This is a genomic window from Catonella sp., assembly GCF_052169795.1.
Taxonomy (GTDB): domain Bacteria; phylum Bacillota; class Clostridia; order Lachnospirales; family Lachnospiraceae; genus Catonella.
Map to the genome: position 1 here is coordinate 19,405 of NZ_JBQNBU010000003.1, position 17,740 is coordinate 37,144.

The window sequence follows — 17,740 nt, forward strand, 5'->3', positions numbered from 1 at the left end:
AAGGTATGATAGCCTCGGTGAAAGGAAAACTGGAAGCTGTAACGGCTGAAAGTGTAATTATTGATGTAAACGGTTTTGGGGTGGAAGCAATAGTTCCTGCTACAGTTTTTAATCGTCTTCCTAAACTAGAGGATAATATAAGGTTATACACATATCTTCATGTGAGAGAAGATATTATGCAACTTTATGGATTTCTTGAGAAAGAAGATTTAGAGTTCTTTAAATTATTAATTACAGTAAACGGAATCGGACCAAAGGCAGGTATAGCAATTCTTTCCTCAATGCCTGCTGATATTCTTACTTTTGCAATACTTTCTGAGGATACTAAAACAATAGAAAAGGCTCAAGGTATAGGTGCAAAGACGGCAAAGAAGCTTGTACTGGAACTTAAGGACAAGGTAGGAATTATAAATAAGACAAGTACTGTCATCTTTGAAAGTCAGGATGACCTTGTGAATACAGACATAAACCATGAAATAAAAGGAGAAGCATCAGAGGTGCTTGTTGCACTCGGATATAGCCGGACAGAAGCGATGAAGGCTATCAGTCTGGTAGAAGTTACTACAGAAATTACAGCTGAAGAACTGGTTAAACTTGCTCTCAAAAATTTGATGTAAAAGGTTGGATTAAATGGAAAATGGTGTAAAAAGACGAATAATATCAACTGTAGCTTCTGAGGAAGATATTAGAAATGATGACACTCTCAGACCGAAACTTTTAGCTGACTATATTGGTCAGAAAAAGGCTAAGGAAATGATGAAGGTGTATATAGAAGCTGCAAAAGGGAGAAAAGAACCCCTTGACCATGTTCTTTTATATGGACCACCCGGTCTTGGTAAAACTACTCTTGCAGGCATTATAGCTAATGAAATGGGAGTACATATTAAAATAACCTCAGGTCCTGCTATAGAAAAACCCGGAGATGTAGCTGCCATCCTAAATAACCTAAAAGAGGGTGATGTACTCTTTGTTGATGAAATCCACAGGCTTAACAGGCAGGTTGAAGAGGTGCTTTATCCCGCTATGGAAGATTTTGCTATTGATGTAGTAATTGGAAAAGGTGCAACTTCAAAGAGTATAAGACTGGAACTTCCAAAGTTTACTCTAATAGGGGCAACTACAAGAGCCGGGATGCTTTCAGCACCTCTTCGAGACAGGTTTGGAGTAGTTAACAGGCTTGAATACTATACCTTATCAGAGCTTGAGACTATAATTATGAGGTCAGCCAAGGTAATTGGAGTTAAAATAGAAAAAGATGCAGCACTTGAAATGGCTAAGCGTTCAAGGGGAACTCCAAGGCTTGCGAACAGGATGTTAAAAAGAGTCAGAGATTTTGCTGAGGTTAAGTATGATGGTAGGGTAACAAAGGAAGTCGGTACAGAGGTACTTACACTTTTAAATATAGATGGATATGGTCTTGACCATATTGACCGCCAGATTCTTACCGCAATGATAGAGAAATTTAATGGCGGTCCTGTAGGGCTTGAAACGATTGCTGTTTCAATAGGAGAAGATACAGCTACTATTGAAGATGTATATGAACCATATTTAATCCAATCCGGCTTTATTGCAAGGACTCCCAGAGGAAGAGTAGTTACAGAGCTTGCATACAGTCATTTGGGTCTAAGATAAACTATTTTGGGGGAAAATATGAACGAGAAAAACAATATTAAAGTGATTATAAACGATAAGCCATATACTTTAAGCGGATATGAAAGTGAAGAGTATTTACAAAAAATAGCACTGTTTTTAAATTCTAAATATGCTGAACTTTCTAAAGAAGCGGGATACAGGCATTTAGATGACAATCAGAAAAACCTTACAATGCAGATTAATATTGTAGATGAATATTATAAGATGGTTGAAAGAAATGAAGATTTAGAAAAAGAACTTGAAAAAAAAGATAAAGAATTATTTGAGTTAAAGCATGAATTAATTTCTAAAAAAGAGGATGAACGAGGAAAAAAACATAACAGCAGATGAATAAGAAAAGAGAGATAGAAATATTAGCCCCTGCCGGCTCTGTAGATAGGATGAAGGCAGCTTTTTCAGGAGGAGCAGATGCCTGTTACATAGGTGGTAAAAACTTTGGTGCCAGAGCCTATGCAGATAATCCTGAAGAAAAAGAACTTGTAGATGCAATCTACTATGCACATGTGCATGATAAAAAATTATATATGACAATAAATACCCTTATCAAAGAAGATGAGATGAAGGGGCTTTATAACTATGTTTTGCCTTACTACAAGGCAGGTATAGATGCTGTGCTTGTACAGGATTTTGGTGTATTAAAGTTTCTTCATGAAAATTTTCCGGATCTTGTATTGCATGCAAGCACACAGATGACAGTCTGTGACACAGGAGCAGTCAGACTTCTTAAGCAGTATGATGTAAAGCGAATAGTACTTTCAAGGGAACTTTCATTAGTTGAGGTTGCCGCATTTAAGAAAGAAAAGGTTGAGATAGAGTGTTTTGTTCATGGAGCACTCTGTGTTTGTTATTCAGGACAGTGTCTTATGTCAGCTATGAACGGTGGAAGAAGCGGAAATAGAGGCAGCTGTGCAGGTCCTTGCCGCATGAGCTATAACCTTTATGCCGGGAATCAATCCGGAGGAATAAGGCCGACTGAAAAACTTGAAACAAAGCCATATTTACTAAGTCCTAAGGATATATGTACCTTAGACCTGATACCTGATATGGTAGAGGCGGGCATTGATTCTTTTAAGATAGAAGGAAGAATGAAACGCCCTGAATATGCTGCTCTTACTGCATATTTATATAGAAAATGGACAGATATTTATCTAGAGTACGGTAAAGAATATTTTAATTTAGACCAAAGCACAAGAGAGCGAAATGCAGATGTCGAAAAACTTTCCGATATATATAACAGGGGAAGTTTTACAAAAGGATATCTTGTCCATTATAACGGCGAAGAAATGATGTCAAATACAAGACCTAACCATAATGGGGTACTTGTAGGTAGTGTTAAAAATGTTATAACAAACGGCAAAAAAAATGTAATTGTTATTAATTTAACAAAAGATATTAATGCTCATGATGTAGTTGAAATAAGAGCAGATGATAAGCCTACAGAACCGGTTTATGAATTTACACTAAAGGATGGTAAAAGAGCCGGAGAGAGTTTTGAAGCTAATTTTACTAAGGGACTTCAAATGAGGGTCGGATTGTCAGTATATAGGACAAAAAACGAAACACTGCTTGAGAATATAAATACAAATATTATTAAAGAGCCAATTAAAAAGAGGATTAAGGCAAGTTTTTATGCAGAGCCTGACAACGAACTTATGCTCACTCTTTATACAGAAAACAGCAGTATTACTGTAAATGGAGCAGTCTGCATGAGGGCGGAAAAAAGACCGATTGAAGCAGGAAGAGTAGTGGAAGCATTGATGAAACTTGGGGATACCGAGTTTGTTATAGATAAAAATGATGTAGAAATTACTTTGATTGGCGAAGTCTTTTTCCCAATATCTGCACTTAATGAGCTAAGACGAAATGCCTGTGATGCACTATATAAGGCCTTAGCTGAAAAAAATGAGAAAATTCCTCCTGCTGTTTCTAATAATACGAACAAGCTTTTTCCGGTCCCAGATTTTAATCCGAGATATGAAATAGTTGTATCAACTATGGAACAACTTAAAGCATTGTTAAAATTTACTAAAAATAATAAAGAAGAGTTTGAAATATTCATAAACCTTGAGCATTTTGGGCTGAATAATCTTATAACCGGACTTGACCTGGTGGAAGATGATGGCAGAAAGGCATATCTAAGGCTTCCTGAAATATTTAGAAGAAGCACCCACAAAAAATATGTAAAGTATTTTGATACAGTTGATGGTTTGGATGTGCTGCTTAGAATAAATGGTTTTATGGTCAGAAATTTAGAAGAAATATCGTTTGTAAAAGATATGATTGAAATTGCGGATGTACCACTTGATATGGTAGCAGATACTAATTTATATACCTTTAATTCTAAGGCAGTAGAAAGCCTTGCGGGCTTTGATGTTCATCATTATACCGTAAGTCTTGAACAGAGTTTGAGGGAGGCAAAACTTGTCCGCAGCAATATCACTACAGCTTCCAAACTCTCGCTTGTAGTGTATGGTAGGGAAGAATTAATGGTTATGACACAGTGCCAATGGAAAAATAAGGGGGCTTGCATTAAAAAATTAAAAAAAGGTCAAAAGCCTCTTCCTGATATTCTTTATATTGAAAACAAAAAGAATAAGGCAGGTGGAGAACAGGGAAAATTTCCTGTTGTAAAAAACTGTGACAGCTGCACAAATTATGTTTATCAGGATATTCCTATCAACCTCTTTAATAAGATGGATGAGATTAAGGAGCTGTCTCCTGATTTTCTAAGGTTTGATTTTTTGCTGGAAACAGAATCAGAAGTAAGAGAGGTAATAAAACTTGCAAATTTTAGTAAGTGAAATATCTAAGTATATAATTATTATCATTACAGCAATTTATGCCTATTTGGGATTTATAGGTTTTATAAATAATGATAAATACAATAGCGGTGAAATATATTTTTTTCAGCCGATATTAACTTTAATGCTTCATTTTGCAGGATTTTTATGTATATTTTTAAAAATGCCTGAAATGAAGGTTGCCATTCTTTATTTTGCTCAGATAGTTTTGCTTATAAGCTCAACGTTTTTATATAGAATTTTTTATAAAAATTTATTTAAAAGCCTGTTTTCACATATGCAGTTTCTTATAACAATAGGCTTTATATTCTTGACCAGGTTGAAATTTATATGGGGAGTAAAGCAGACCATATTTGTGGCAGCTGCATTAGCTGCCTGTCTTATTCTGCCATTTTTAATCAAAAAAATGTCCATGCTTAGAAGTATGGGATATTTGTACGCAATAGCCGGTATAGGCTCTTTGGGCTATGTATTTTTACGGGCAAAGGTACAGTATGGTGCTAAAAACTGGATAAATGTTTTAGGAATGAGCATACAGCCGTCTGAATTTGTAAAAATATTATTAATTTTTATGATAGCTTCACTGCTCTATGTAAGTAAGAGCCTTAAGCAGATTATAATAACAACGGCACTCACAGCTATGATGGTGCTTTTACTTGTACTTAGTAAGGATCTTGGCGGTGCTATGCTCTTTTTTACTACTTTTACAGTAATGACATATTTTGCAACCGGAAGTATGAAACTTCTGGGATTATTTACCGGTGGAGGAGTAATTTCAGCAGTTGCAGGCTACTATTTATTTTCACATGTAAGAGTTAGAGTTCAGGCGTTTGTTGATCCTTGGAAATATATAGATGATAAGGGGTATCAGGTTACCCAGTCTTTGTTCGGCATAGGCAGCGGCGGATGGTTCGGCTTTGGACTTAGTAATGGTCTGCCTTCAAATACACCTGTAGTTGAAAGTGATTTTATTTTTTCAGGGCTTTGTGAAGAACTTGGACTGCTTTTTGGATTCTGCCTGATTTTAATTTATCTTTGTACAATTATAGCCTTTATTTTACTTGCCTGGCGAACAAAGAACCAATTTCATCAGCTTGTGTCGATAGGCTGTGCAGCTATGTATTCATTTCAGATATTTTTATCCATAGGAGGAACTGTCAAATTTATTCCTTCAACAGGTGTGACCCTTCCGCTTGTGAGCCAAGGAGGAAGTTCTGTTATTAGTACCATCATTATCTTTGGTGTAATTCAGGGTCTTTATATTACCGGTGCCAAAAGAGAAGATAATGCTGCCGGAATTAAGGTGAAACTTGTAAAAAAGCCTGTTGGGCTTGTTTACATCATACTTATACTTTTTGTATCTATGTCAGCTTATCTTACTTATTTTCAGTTTCTTACCGCACCCGGGATAATGAACAACTCTTATAATAAAAGAACTGATATTTATGCAGCATATGTATCAAGAGGGAAAATTCTTTCATCAGATGGAGATGTACTTGCATATACTAGAGAAGAAGGCAAAAAGAGTGTAAGAGTATATCCATATGGTGATATGTATAGTCATATTGTCGGAAGAAATGCTTCAGGCAAGACGGGAATAGAAGCAATTATGAATTATGAGCTTCTTTCATCCAATGACAATGTCTTTACCAGAGTTTTTGAGAGGATTAATCAGGATAAGAACAAGGGTGACAGTGTAGTTACTACGATAGACAGTAAATTGCAAAAATCTCTTAATGCTGCACTTAACGGCTACCATGGAGCGGGGGTAATCCTTGAACCTTCAACAGGAAGAGTTTTGGCTATGGTATCAAAACCTGATTATGACCCGAATACTGTAATAGCAGATTGGGAAACATTGTCGAGTCTGCCGCAAAAAGATGCGAAGCTGGTAAATAGGGCTACAAATGGTTTATATCCTCCGGGCTCTACATTTAAGGTACTTACAGCCCTTGAATATATGAATGAACATAAGGACTATGACAAATTTAAGTTTGACTGTAATGGGATTTTTTCATCAGGCAAGGAAAGCATAGTCTGCTTCGACCGCACAAGGCATGGAAAGGAAGATTTAAAAACTGCTTTTGCAAAATCTTGTAACGGTGCTTTTGCAAGTATTGGACTTAAATTAAATAAAAATAAGTTTACAAAGCTCACAGAAAAGTTTTTATACAATAAAGAACTACCTTTTGAACTTACAACTTCAAAAAGCAGTTTTGTGCTTAATTCATCATCCGGTACTGAAGAGATTTTACATACTTCAATAGGGCAGGGAAAAACTCAGATTACTCCTTTTCATAATGCCTTAATAGCATCGGCCATAGCAAATAACGGTATGCTTATGAAACCTTATACGGTAGAGAAAATAGTTACATATGATGGTAAAAGAATTGTAAATAGCTATAAACCTGAAAAATTCGCCAGACTTTGTTCTAAGAAAAAGGCAGAAACCCTTCAGGGTTTTATGAGGGCTGTTGTAACTTATGGCACTGCCCAAAAACTTTCTTGGATAGGATATGATATTTATGGAAAGACAGGTACTGCAGAATATCAGAAAGAAGATGGAACTAAGGGAGACCACTCATGGTTTATGGGGTTTGGTGATAAAAAAGGAAAGAAAATTGCTATAAGTGTTGTTGTTGAAGGGGAGGGTAGAGGAAGCTATTCGGGAACTGATGTTGCAAGCAAAGTATTTGCAGGCTGGAAGTAATTTGTAAATTCAAATTATTCACGCCATAGGTCACAGACCTCTTTGATTATATGTTATATTGATATGGGCAATGTCGGTCTGTGACTATGGGGGTTATTACCAAGCACCTTCTAAAACACATAATTCCAAGCCTTCGGCTTGATTATGTGTTTCCGAAGTTGCTTCGTGAATAATTTGAATTTAAAATAAAAAATACAGGAGATGGGACTTGAACCCACATGATATTGCTATCGTCAGATTTTGAGTCTGATGCGTCTACCATTCCGCCACTCCTGCAAAACAATAAATATTTTAGCATAATTTACTACAATATGCAAGAGGTAAAATAAATATAATAGCATGAATCATACCTGAAAATATTATACAAGTGCAAGCAAGAGAAGAATCTAAGTTATTAATAATACTTTTTGCAATAAATACAGAAATATGATAAAATTAATGAGTTTATAAATGGGAGGAAAATATATGAAATGGCTTAAATATACCCTTGAAACACGAACGGAAGCCGTAGATTTAATTATTGATATGCTTGGAGAACTTGGCATATATGGAGTAGAAGTTATAGATAAAGTACCTCTTACAGAAGCGGAAAAAAAGCAAATGTATGTTGATATTCTGCCTGAAATAGAGCCTGATGACGGAAATGCAGAGCTTGTTTTTTATATCAGTGATGGTGCACCTGATGAAAATTCATCTGCATTCTACAATAGTGGAACAGGAATTGAAGATGTCGCAGCATTTTATTCCGATGAACTGATTGAAAATATCAGAAAAGGACTTGAAAATGTTTCAAATTTTGTTGATATTGGAAGTGGGGCAATATATATTTCAGAAACTGATGATGTAGACTGGGCAAATAAATGGAAGGAGTTTTTCCATACTTTCAGGATAGGCAAAAACATAGTTATAACACCTTCTTGGGAAGAAGCCCGGGATATAAACGAAGAGGATATTGTTATAAGAATAGACCCGGGAGTAGCCTTTGGTACAGGAACTCATGAAACTACAAGACTTTGTGTAGAAGAACTTCAAAAATATGTAAATAGAGATGTAAAAATTCTTGATATTGGCTGTGGAAGTGCAATTCTTACAATAGCCGCCCTAAAACTTGGTGCAAAATGGGCATATGCTATCGACATAGATGAAACTGCTGTTAAATCTGCTAAAGAAAACCTTCTACAAAATGAGATTACAGATGAAGAAGCAAGACTTGAAACAGGCAATCTCCTTGAAGATAAAGAACTCTGCGAACAACTCTATAAAGAGCAGTACGATATAGTTGTGGCTAATATTCTTGCTCCGGTATTAGTACCACTTACTCCTATTATAGTACCTGCACTTAGTGAGGGCGGATATTATATCTGCTCAGGTATAGTTAAAGAACTTGCAGATACTGTAATTAAAGCCATAGAAGATGCAGGACTGAAACTTGTATCAAACACCTGTGATAATGACTGGGTTTGTTTAGTAGCGAGGAAATAAAATGTCAATTTTTTTTATAGACAGTTGTAGTATAGACGGAGAAAATGCCTATATTACAGGGGATGATGTAAATCATATCAAAAATGTACTGAGGATGAAGGAAAAAGATGAGGTAAGACTGTCTTCCGGAAACGGACTCATATACACTGCTGAAATTAAAGCGTTTTTATCTGACAGAATTATTTGTAAAATTACTGATTGTGAGGGAGAAAAATCAGAATTACCGGCTAAGATATTACTTTTTCAAGGACTGCCCAAAAAAGATAAGATGGAACTTATAATACAAAAAGCTGTAGAGCTTGGAGTATCTAAGATTGTTCCTGTTCTTATGAAGAGAACAATAGTAAAGCTTGAAGACCGCAAAAAAGAACAGAAAAAACTTGAAAGATGGCGTACTATTTCCCTGACTGCCGCAAAACAATCAGGTAGAGCGATAATCCCCGAAATTTCTGATTTTGTAAACTTTAATGAGGCTGTAAAAATGGCAGAATCCCTCGAATATAATCTAATACCATATGAAAATGAAAAGGGAATGGATAGGGCGAGAGAACTTATAAAAGAAGTTAATGGGAAGAAAAGTATCGGTATCTTCATAGGTCCTGAAGGTGGTATTGCTGATGAAGAGCTTGAGCTTGCAATAAAAACCGGAGTTAAGCCGATAAGTCTTGGAAACAGAATACTTCGGACTGAAACTGCCGGGCTTGCCTTAGTTTCCGTGATAGCCTTTGAAATAGATGAATAGGAGAGATTATGGAATGCTATTTAGATAATGCGGCTACCACAAGGCCGTTTGACAGTGTAATTGAGATAATGAATGAAACTATGAGGAATGCCTATGCAAATCCTTCATCCAAACATATAAAAGGTTTTGAGGCAGAAAGATTTGTAGAAGATGCCAAAGAAAAAATTGCAAAAACCTTAAAAGCCAAGAAGAATGAAATTATATTTACTTCCTGCGGTACAGAATCTAATAATCAGGCAATTTTAATGGGAGCTGCCACAAAAAAACGCTATGGGAATAAGATTGTTACCACTTGCTTTGAACATGCTTCTGTATACCAATCTATGGAAGTGCTTGCAAAAGAAGGTTATCAGATAACTTATCTGCCTGTGGATAAGTTAGGTCATATAAGGGATGAAGATTTAATAAAGGCAATAGATAATGAAACAATAATGTTATCATTTATGTTGGTAAATAATGAGATTGGTGCAGTAGCTGATGCCGAACATATAATAAAACTTGTCAAAGATAAAAATCCTAATATCCTAGTCCATATAGATGCCATTCAAGGGTACGGTAAGTTTGAAATCAATACCAGAAAATTGAATGCAGATTTTATTTCTGTAAGCGGACATAAATTCCATGCTCCAAAGGGAATAGGTTTCCTTTATGTGAGAGAGGGTGTAAGGATTACCCCTTATATTCATGGAGGAGGACAGCAAAAAAATCTCCGTTCAGGCACTCTTAATGTACCGGGGATAGCCGCCATAGGAACTGCTGCTGAAGCTGTGTATGATAATCATAAAGAAAAGATTAGTAAGCTATACACGATTAAAGAAAAATTTATAAGAGATTTACTTACAAATTTTTCTGACTGTACCATAAACGGAGTTGATACTAGAGGAGATTTGTCAGCAAATATCTTAAAAACAGCTCCACAGATAGTTAGCGTAAGTTTTAAGGGAATAAAGGCAGAAGTATTACTGCACGCCTTGGAAGAAAAGGGAATCTATGTATCTTCAGGTTCAGCCTGCTCATCCCATCACCCGGACTATAGCGGAACTCTTAAAGGCATAGGTCTTCAGGATGACTTATTAGACTCAACACTCAGATTTAGTTTCGGAATGTTTACTGAGACTGAAATGACTGACTATGCAGTAGAAATGCTTAAAGAACTTGTACCAATACTTTCAAAATACAGGAGAAAATAATAATGTTTGAATATAGAGCTTTTTTGATAAAATATGCTGAAATTGGAGTAAAAGGGAAGAATCGTTATCTTTTTGAAGATGCACTTGTAGGACAAATAGCCAATGCATTAAAAAAAATAGAAGGTAACTATAAGGTATATAAACAGCCGGGCAGAGTTTTTGTAGAGGCAGGCAAGGGAGATATAGACTATGAAGGTGCATTAAATGCTCTTAAAAGAGTGATGGGTGTCTTACATATTTGCCCTGTTTATATTGCCGATACCACAGAACTTGATAAGGTTTATGACGAGGCAGTAACTTATATTGGAGAATGTTACCCTTCTGAAAGTTTTACATTTAAGGTAATGGCAAAACGCAGTAATAAAAAGATGCCTAAGACTTCTCCTGAGATTTCAGCAGATATAGGCGGACTAATTCTTGATAATTATGGTGACAGACTTACAGTAAATGTTAAAAATCCTGATAAGTTTATTACAGTCGAACTTAGAGACAAGGCATATATTTATTCTGAGACAATTAAAGGAGAAGGTGGTATGCCTATAGGTACGGCAGGTAAGGCTATGTGCCTGCTTTCAGGTGGTATAGACAGTCCTGTTGCTGCTTATATGATGGCAAGGCGTGGAGTTAAGGTAGAGGCTGTTTATTTTCATGCACCTCCTTATACCAGCGAAAGGGCAAAACAAAAGGTGGTTGACCTTGCAAGGCTTACAGCCAGATATGCAGGAAATATAAAGTTATACGTGGTTAATTTTACAGATATTCAGCTTGCCATTTATGAGAAATGCCCTCATGATGAGCTTACTATAATAATGCGAAGATATATGATGAAAATAGCTGAAGATTTGGCTAAAAAAGATGAGTGTTTCGGTCTTGTAACAGGAGAGAGCATAGGACAGGTTGCAAGTCAGACTATGCAAAGCCTTCTTACAACAAATGCAGTCTGCGAACTTCCGGTATACCGTCCTGTCATCTGTTTTGATAAGCAGGATATTATAGATGTTTCTAAGAGGATAGGCACCTTTGAAACATCAATCCTTCCTTTTGAAGACTGTTGTACTATTTTTGTTGCTGAGCATCCTGTGACTAAACCTCTTCTTTCCAAAATTGAAAAAGATGAGCATAAACTTGATGATGTAATAGAGGAGTTATATAAAAAGACAATAGAAAGTATTGAAATAATTAACTGTGAGCCAATGGAGATTGAGTAAAGCAAAGAAGCCCACTTACCATAGGTAAGTGGGCGATACATACTAGCAGTTATTATTCTACTATAAAAGGATTAAGTGCATTAACAATGTTGTCTGCCTGTGCATCATTGTGGATGTTCAGGTCAATTGGTTTTGAAAGATCAAGACTGAAGATACCCATAATTGACTTAGCATCAATTACATATCTTCCAGAAACAAGATCAAAGTCTGAATCAAACTTTGTTACCTCATTTACAAATGCCTTTACCTTGTCGATAGAATTCAAAGAAATCTTAACTGACTTCATTTTTGATCCTCCTCCTTATTCAAAATTATTGCTGTATACAGTTAAATGATAAGGTTTAGAGAGCAAAAAGTCAATATGCATAATATATAAAAAGGAATGATAAAAACTGTGAAAATCAACTATAATTATAAGTCAGCAGCATTTTTAAGCCTCGGATGTAAGGTAAATGCCTATGAAACTGAGTCAATTAAAGAAATGTTTAGAAATGCAGGCTATGATATAAGACAATTTAATGAAGTTGCAGATATTTATATAGTAAACACCTGTACTGTTACAAATATTGCAGACAGAAAATCAAGGCAGATGTTACATAGGGCAAAAAAATTAAATCCTGAGGCTGTTGTTGTTGCAGTTGGCTGCTATGTTCAAGCTCCTCAGTCAAAGCTTGAGGATGATGAGCTTGTAGATATCTTAGTCGGTACAAGAGGGAAGGCTTCTGTTTTAAGTTTAGTAGAAGAGTATATTCGCAGCAACAAACAGCATGATTTTAAGCATAATGTTATTAAATCAGGCGATGAAAATAAGGACTGGGTATATGACAGCGGTGAAGTAAATGCTGCCGGAGATAAGACCCGTGCAAATATTAAAATTCAGGATGGCTGTGATCAGTTCTGTACCTACTGTATTATTCCTTTTGTAAGGGGAAGAATAAGAAGCAGGGATATGGAGAGCATAGTTGAAGAAACAAAGAGGCTTGCCGAAGCCGGTTTTAAGGAAATGGTACTGACCGGTATTCACATAGGCTCTTATGGGAGAGATATAGATGGCAAAAGCAGAATGCTCGAACTTTTAGAAAAACTAAATGCCATAGAGGGAGATTTTAGAATCCGTCTTGGCTCTGTAGAACCAAGGCTAATCACAGAAGAATTTTTAGAAGGACTGATTAAGCTAAAAAAAGTCTGTCCACATTTTCATCTTTCTTTACAAAGTGGCTCTACTACCGTTCTTAAGCGAATGAACAGACATTATACTGCAGAAGAGTATCTTCAGTCAGTAAAATTGCTTCAGAAATACTATGACAGACCCGGCATTACAACTGATATTATAGTAGGCTTTCCCGGTGAAACTGATAAGGAATTTGAAGAAACTGCTGCCTTCGTTAAAGAAGTAGGTTTCTTAAAAGTTCATGTATTTCCTTATTCAAAAAGAGAGGGTACTTATGCTGCTAAAATGCCTGAACAGGTTGATCCTGAAATAAAAAAAGAAAGAGAAGATATATTGATTAATATATGCAATGAAATTTCTTTAAAATACATGGAAAGCTTTGATGGTGATTCTGAAAGAATTTTGCTTGAGGAAAATATAAAAGGTAGAGAAGATTATATACTTGGACATACAGATAGATATATTGAAGTTGCTGTTCCAAAAATATTGCTCGCAACTAAAGAAAATGTAGATAAGGATTTTGTTATAGTTAAGAACTTAGTACTTTCAGATGCCTCAGATAAGGCACTTCAAAATATGATGATAGCTGGAGAACTATAGAAAAGAGGAAGTTATGTTAAAAAAATGGTATTTAGAAATGGGCATAAGTGAACAAGTTTTTGATTATTGTGAAAAAATTTGTGAAAATCTTAACACACGATTAAAAAAAGTAGATGAAATAGCAGAAATCAATCAATTAAAAGTACTTAGGGCAATGCAGAAAAACAGGGTTTCTGATATACATTTTGCAGCCAGCAGCGGATATGGATATAATGATTTAGGTAGAGATACTCTTGAATCTGTGTATGCAGATGTTTTTCATACTGAAGCAGCCCTTGTAAGACCGTCTATTCTCTGTGGAACTCATGCACTTACCGTAGCTATGTTTGGTAATTTAAGACCGGGTGACGAGATACTCTCTCCTGTAGGTAAGCCTTATGATACCTTAGATGGAGTAATAGGGATTACTCCCATGGACGGCTCTTTGGCTGAGTACGGTGTAAGTTACAGACAGGTGGATCTACTTCCCGATTTTTCTTTTGATTACGATGGAATAAAAAATGCAATAAATGACAAAACAAAATTGGTTACAATACAGCGTTCCAAGGGATATGATGTGAGACCTACATTTTCAGTAGAAAAAATAGGTGAACTTATCAACTTTATTAAAAAGATTAAACCAGATGTAATCTGTATGGTAGATAACTGCTATGGAGAGTTTGTAGAAGAGTCTGAGCCTACTGATGTAGGTGCTGATATGATAGTTGGTTCTCTTATTAAAAATCCGGGTGGCGGACTTGCTCCTATAGGAGGATATGTAGCCGGTAAAGAAAAGTATGTAGATATGGCATCATACCGCCTATCCTGTCCGGGACTTGGCAAAGAAGTAGGTGCGAGTTTAGGACTTAACCAAGCATTTTACCAAGGGTTATTTATGGCCCCTACTGTAACTGCCGGAGCAGTAAAAGGTGCAATCTTTGCTGCAAATGTATATGAAAGTCTGGGTTTTGATGTACTTCCAAACAGTAAAGAAGACAGGTATGACATAATTCAGGCAGTTTCACTTAAATCAGGTGACAGGCTTAAGGCTTTTTGTGAGGGCATACAGGCAGCAGCTCCTGTAGACAGCTTTGTAACGCCTGAGCCTTGGGATATGCCCGGATATAATGATCAGGTTATTATGGCGGCTGGAGCCTTTGTACAGGGTTCTTCAATAGAGCTTTCTGCTGATGGTCCTATGCGTGAGCCTTATGCCGCATATTTTCAAGGAGGACTTACCTTTAATCATGCAAAATTTGGTATAATGATGAGCTTACAGAAAATATTTGAAAAAGGACTGATTAAGCTGTAATTATATTGCTAAAGCTCATATTATATGAGTGTCAAAAGATAATAAACTTTTTGTTATATATAAATAGTTAAAATTTACAAAAAATAGTACAAAAACCATATAAAATATTGTATAATTAGGACAGGGATTTTTATGAAAAAATATAAGAAATTTGAAAAAGGCTATCTAACTTACAGAAAAAATAAATTATTCTTAAATGTAGCCTTAAATGTATTGTCAGCAGTTATTATTTTTATTGCCGGACTTTTACTAAATAAAATGCAGCCTAGAAATATATTTTCAGTTTTGGCTTTGCTTTTTGTACTTCCGGTGGGAAGAAGTCTGGCTACATATTTTATTCTTTTACCCTATAAAGAAATAAAAGGCGGCCACTTGTTTAGGGTTGAAGAAAATATAAAAGATAAAGGGATTTTATTATATTCACCAGTATTTACTTCAGCAGAAAATGTAATGCACCTTGACCTTATAGCTGTATTTAAGGGGAGAATATTAGGCTATAAGGAAAAGAGTGGTAAATCTGTTAGAAATGAATATGATTATAAGAAAAAAACTGATGCAGCTAAAGCTTACATAGATAAACATCTAAAAAATCAGGGAAGGGGGGATAATATAGTAGTTTTTGACGACTTGGATAAGTTTATCAAAGCATTTCCTGAAAACAAAATATCTGAGGAGGAAATGGCAGAGATAAAAGGCTTTGTAGAAAGTATGGAGTATTTTGTAGTGTAGTAACTTAATAAGAAAACTTTGATAAAAAAATTGGATGAGTATGTATTTATTACGGATATATCAGCTACAGATTTAACTTATCATACAGGTAAAACAAGCGACTCTGATGGCTGTATTTGGACATTGGGTACTAAGGCATATATCGCTAAATTAGGTAGGAAGGTAAAAGTTTTAGATGGTTCTCTTAGTCCGGATAAAATTTAGAAAAGATCACTGAACTGGTTAAGATCTAATCTTACATCCGGGGGATGCCTGGAAGCTCGTGTTAAAGTAGAAGAAGGTAAGGTAGTGGAGATTGAACTTCCATATCAGCCTTAAATTGTGGATTTAGATTAATAGATTGTTAAAAAGGTAACTAATAAATGATATTACTTAAAATAAAGCATATAGATGCCGGAGGGAGACTTGATAAATATCTGCTAAAATTTTTAAAAGATGCTCCCACCAGCTTCATTTACAAGATGCTTAGAAAGAAAAACATAGTACTAAACGGCAAGAAAGCTGCCGGAAATGAATTCTTAAAAGAAAATGATGAAGTCAAACTTTTCCTTGCAGATGAGACTATAGTCAAATTTGGAGGAAAAGTAACTTTGTCACAGACTGCTGACAGGGAATATGTTGCTACTGCCGAGGATAGTATTGAAGGTAGTAGTGACGATTCCCTGTATAATTTCTTAAAATCTCTTAAATGGGAATTTGATGAACCAAAGGTCATATATGAGGACAGGGATATTATTATACTTAATAAGCCTGTGAATGTGCTTTCCCAAATAGCAAAAAGAGGTGATATTTCTATGAATGAATGGCTTATAAGCTATTTAATAAACTCAAAAAGCCTCACAGCAGAAGATATGCTTACAGTTAAGCCTGCAGTTGTAAATAGGCTTGATAGAAATACAAGCGGAATTATACTTGCCGGAAAGACGCTTACAGGGCTTAGATTTCTTTCAGATATTATTAAAGCCAGAACACTTAAAAAGTATTATCTGACCATAGTTAAGGGAGAGGTGCTTAAGAATTTTACTGCTGAAGCCTATCTTCTAAAAAATGACAATCATAATACAGTTAAAATCTATCAAGATAAGGTAGAGGGAGCAGACTATATAAAGACAGCTTATGAAGTTTTAGAGGTAAAAGGCGGACATAGTCTGCTTAAAGTAGAACTTATTACCGGAAAAAGCCATCAGATTAGAGCACATTTATCTTTCCTCGGATATCCTGTGATAGGAGATGGCAAGTATGGTCTTAAATCTGAAAATACAGACTATAGGAGAATGGGGCTTAGCAGCCAGTTTTTACATTCTTATGAAATTCAGTTTCCTAAGTTTGAAGGTGAATTTGCATATTTGAGTGGTAAAAAATTCAATGCTAAACTGCCTGAAAGGCTTGAAAAGGTTTCAAATAAGCTTGGGTTTAATATTTAATTTCATTCTTGATCAAATAATAATTTAATTCTCTAAAGCATTAACGTTTTAGAGAATTAAATTAAAGCTTACTGATAGTATACCGTATCAAAATATTAATATCCGATGCAAGCTTGTATTCAAGAGAATTTACTGTTATTTTATTGTATAATAATTCAAAAAGGAGATTATATGCCGTCTTGGAATTCCAGAGGTCTTAGAGGTTCATTGCTTGAAACTCTTATAAATATGACAAATGATAAGTACAGAGAGCAGGGGCTTGCACTTGTCCAGAAAGTACCGACTCCGATTACCCCTGTAAATATAAATGATAAAGGGCAGATTACCCTTGCGTATTTTGACAGTAAGAGTACAGTAGACTATATAGGTGTGGTACAGGGGGTTCCGGTTTGTTTTGATGCTAAAGAATGCAATAAACCAAATTTTCCACTTCAAAATATCCATGAGCATCAGGTGAAATTTATGGAAGATTTTGAATCTCAAGACGGAATAGCCTTTATGATAATTTATTTTTCGGATACTGATGAATATTACTATTCACCTTTTAAGGAAATTCAAAAATACTGGAATAGAGCTGTAAATGGTGGTAGAAAGAGTATTAAAAGAGAAGAATTTACAGAAGGATATTATCTGGATATTACAGGAAAAACTACTGTATCTTATCTGGAAGGAATAAGTAAAGATTTAGAAAGCAGAGAAAGTTAAACAGGTGTTTGACAGAATTAAGTTTTAGGTGTAG

General features: G+C 35.4%; 16 protein-coding genes and 1 tRNA gene. 15 read left to right on the forward strand and 2 right to left on the reverse strand.

Translation table 11 applies throughout. The features are described from left to right. Nucleotides 1-5: 5 nt before the first annotated feature. Genes ruvA through ACTTKP_RS00795 form a run of 5 tightly spaced genes read left to right on the forward strand, consistent with a single transcriptional unit; the run spans nt 6 to nt 7,164 of the window. Nucleotides 6-617 (forward strand): Holliday junction branch migration protein RuvA, encoded by a 612-nt coding sequence (gene ruvA / locus ACTTKP_RS00775; protein ID WP_442551999.1) that lies wholly within the window; start codon nt 6-8, stop codon nt 615-617. Nucleotides 618-630: 13 nt separating this feature from the next. Then, a complete protein-coding gene (ruvB, locus tag ACTTKP_RS00780; RefSeq protein WP_442552000.1) occupies nt 631-1,632 on the forward strand; it encodes a Holliday junction branch migration DNA helicase RuvB in 1,002 nt (333 codons plus the stop codon). An 18-nt stretch (nt 1,633-1,650) separates the two neighbouring features. Then, nucleotides 1,651-1,983, forward strand: coding sequence for a cell division protein ZapA (locus ACTTKP_RS00785; RefSeq protein WP_442552001.1), 333 nt, complete (start codon nt 1,651-1,653; stop codon nt 1,981-1,983). Continuing rightward, nucleotides 1,980-4,454, forward strand: a complete 2,475-nt coding sequence (locus tag ACTTKP_RS00790; RefSeq protein WP_442552002.1) for a peptidase U32 family protein — start codon at nt 1,980-1,982, stop codon at nt 4,452-4,454. The genes ACTTKP_RS00785 and ACTTKP_RS00790 overlap by 4 nt, the downstream gene beginning before the upstream one ends. Then, nucleotides 4,435-7,164 carry an FtsW/RodA/SpoVE family cell cycle protein gene (locus tag ACTTKP_RS00795; RefSeq protein WP_442552003.1) on the forward strand — a complete coding sequence of 910 codons (2,730 nt, stop codon included), beginning with the start codon at nt 4,435-4,437 and terminating at the stop codon, nt 7,162-7,164. Before ACTTKP_RS00790 ends, ACTTKP_RS00795 begins: the two co-directional genes overlap by 20 nt. A 193-nt stretch (nt 7,165-7,357) precedes the next feature. Here ACTTKP_RS00795 and ACTTKP_RS00800 read toward each other — a convergent pair. Further along, a tRNA-Leu gene (locus tag ACTTKP_RS00800) sits at nt 7,358-7,440 on the reverse strand. 189 nt (nt 7,441-7,629) lie between these two features. Between ACTTKP_RS00800 and prmA the strand changes: the two genes are divergently transcribed. Genes prmA through thiI form a run of 4 tightly spaced genes read left to right on the forward strand, consistent with a single transcriptional unit; the run spans nt 7,630 to nt 11,786 of the window. Beyond that, nucleotides 7,630-8,646: a 50S ribosomal protein L11 methyltransferase gene (gene prmA, locus ACTTKP_RS00805; RefSeq protein ID WP_442552004.1), complete on the forward strand. Its 1,017-nt coding sequence runs from the start codon at nt 7,630-7,632 to the stop codon at nt 8,644-8,646. Between the two features lies 1 nt (nt 8,647). Further along, complete coding sequence (locus tag ACTTKP_RS00810; RefSeq protein ID WP_442552005.1) at nt 8,648-9,388, forward strand: 16S rRNA (uracil(1498)-N(3))-methyltransferase; 741 nt, start codon at nt 8,648-8,650, stop codon at nt 9,386-9,388. An 8-nt stretch (nt 9,389-9,396) separates the two neighbouring features. Further along, entirely contained in the window at nt 9,397-10,578 is a 1,182-nt protein-coding gene (locus tag ACTTKP_RS00815; RefSeq protein ID WP_442552006.1) for a cysteine desulfurase family protein, read from the forward strand. 2 nt (nt 10,579-10,580) lie between these two features. Beyond that, nucleotides 10,581-11,786 carry a tRNA uracil 4-sulfurtransferase ThiI gene (gene thiI, locus ACTTKP_RS00820; protein WP_442552007.1) on the forward strand — a complete coding sequence of 402 codons (1,206 nt, stop codon included), beginning with the start codon at nt 10,581-10,583 and terminating at the stop codon, nt 11,784-11,786. Between the two features lie 52 nt (nt 11,787-11,838). Here the strand turns inward: thiI and ACTTKP_RS00825 are convergent, their stop codons facing one another. Then, nucleotides 11,839-12,072 carry an HPr family phosphocarrier protein gene (locus ACTTKP_RS00825; protein ID WP_442552008.1) on the reverse strand — a complete coding sequence of 78 codons (234 nt, stop codon included), beginning with the start codon at nt 12,070-12,072 and terminating at the stop codon, nt 11,839-11,841. 108 nt (nt 12,073-12,180) lie between these two features. On the opposite strand from ACTTKP_RS00825, the gene mtaB reads away from it, so the two are divergent. From mtaB to ACTTKP_RS00855, 6 genes are all read left to right on the forward strand, one after another. After that, entirely contained in the window at nt 12,181-13,557 is a 1,377-nt protein-coding gene (mtaB, locus tag ACTTKP_RS00830; RefSeq protein WP_442552009.1) for a tRNA (N(6)-L-threonylcarbamoyladenosine(37)-C(2))-methylthiotransferase MtaB, read from the forward strand. 13 nt (nt 13,558-13,570) lie between these two features. Then, entirely contained in the window at nt 13,571-14,848 is a 1,278-nt protein-coding gene (locus tag ACTTKP_RS00835) for a methionine gamma-lyase family protein (RefSeq protein WP_442552010.1), read from the forward strand. A 132-nt stretch (nt 14,849-14,980) separates the two neighbouring features. After that, on the forward strand, nt 14,981-15,577 hold the full coding sequence (locus ACTTKP_RS00840; protein WP_442552011.1) for a hypothetical protein: 597 nt from the start codon (nt 14,981-14,983) through the stop codon (nt 15,575-15,577). A gap of 18 nt (nt 15,578-15,595) precedes the next feature. Beyond that, a complete protein-coding gene (locus ACTTKP_RS00845) occupies nt 15,596-15,781 on the forward strand; it encodes a hypothetical protein (RefSeq protein ID WP_442552012.1) in 186 nt (61 codons plus the stop codon). Nucleotides 15,782-15,939: 158 nt separating this feature from the next. Then, nucleotides 15,940-17,001, forward strand: a complete 1,062-nt coding sequence (locus ACTTKP_RS00850; protein WP_442552013.1) for an RluA family pseudouridine synthase — start codon at nt 15,940-15,942, stop codon at nt 16,999-17,001. Nucleotides 17,002-17,172: 171 nt separating this feature from the next. Then, nucleotides 17,173-17,706 (forward strand): Holliday junction resolvase RecU, encoded by a 534-nt coding sequence (locus tag ACTTKP_RS00855; protein ID WP_442552014.1) that lies wholly within the window; start codon nt 17,173-17,175, stop codon nt 17,704-17,706. Nucleotides 17,707-17,740 lie beyond the last annotated feature (34 nt).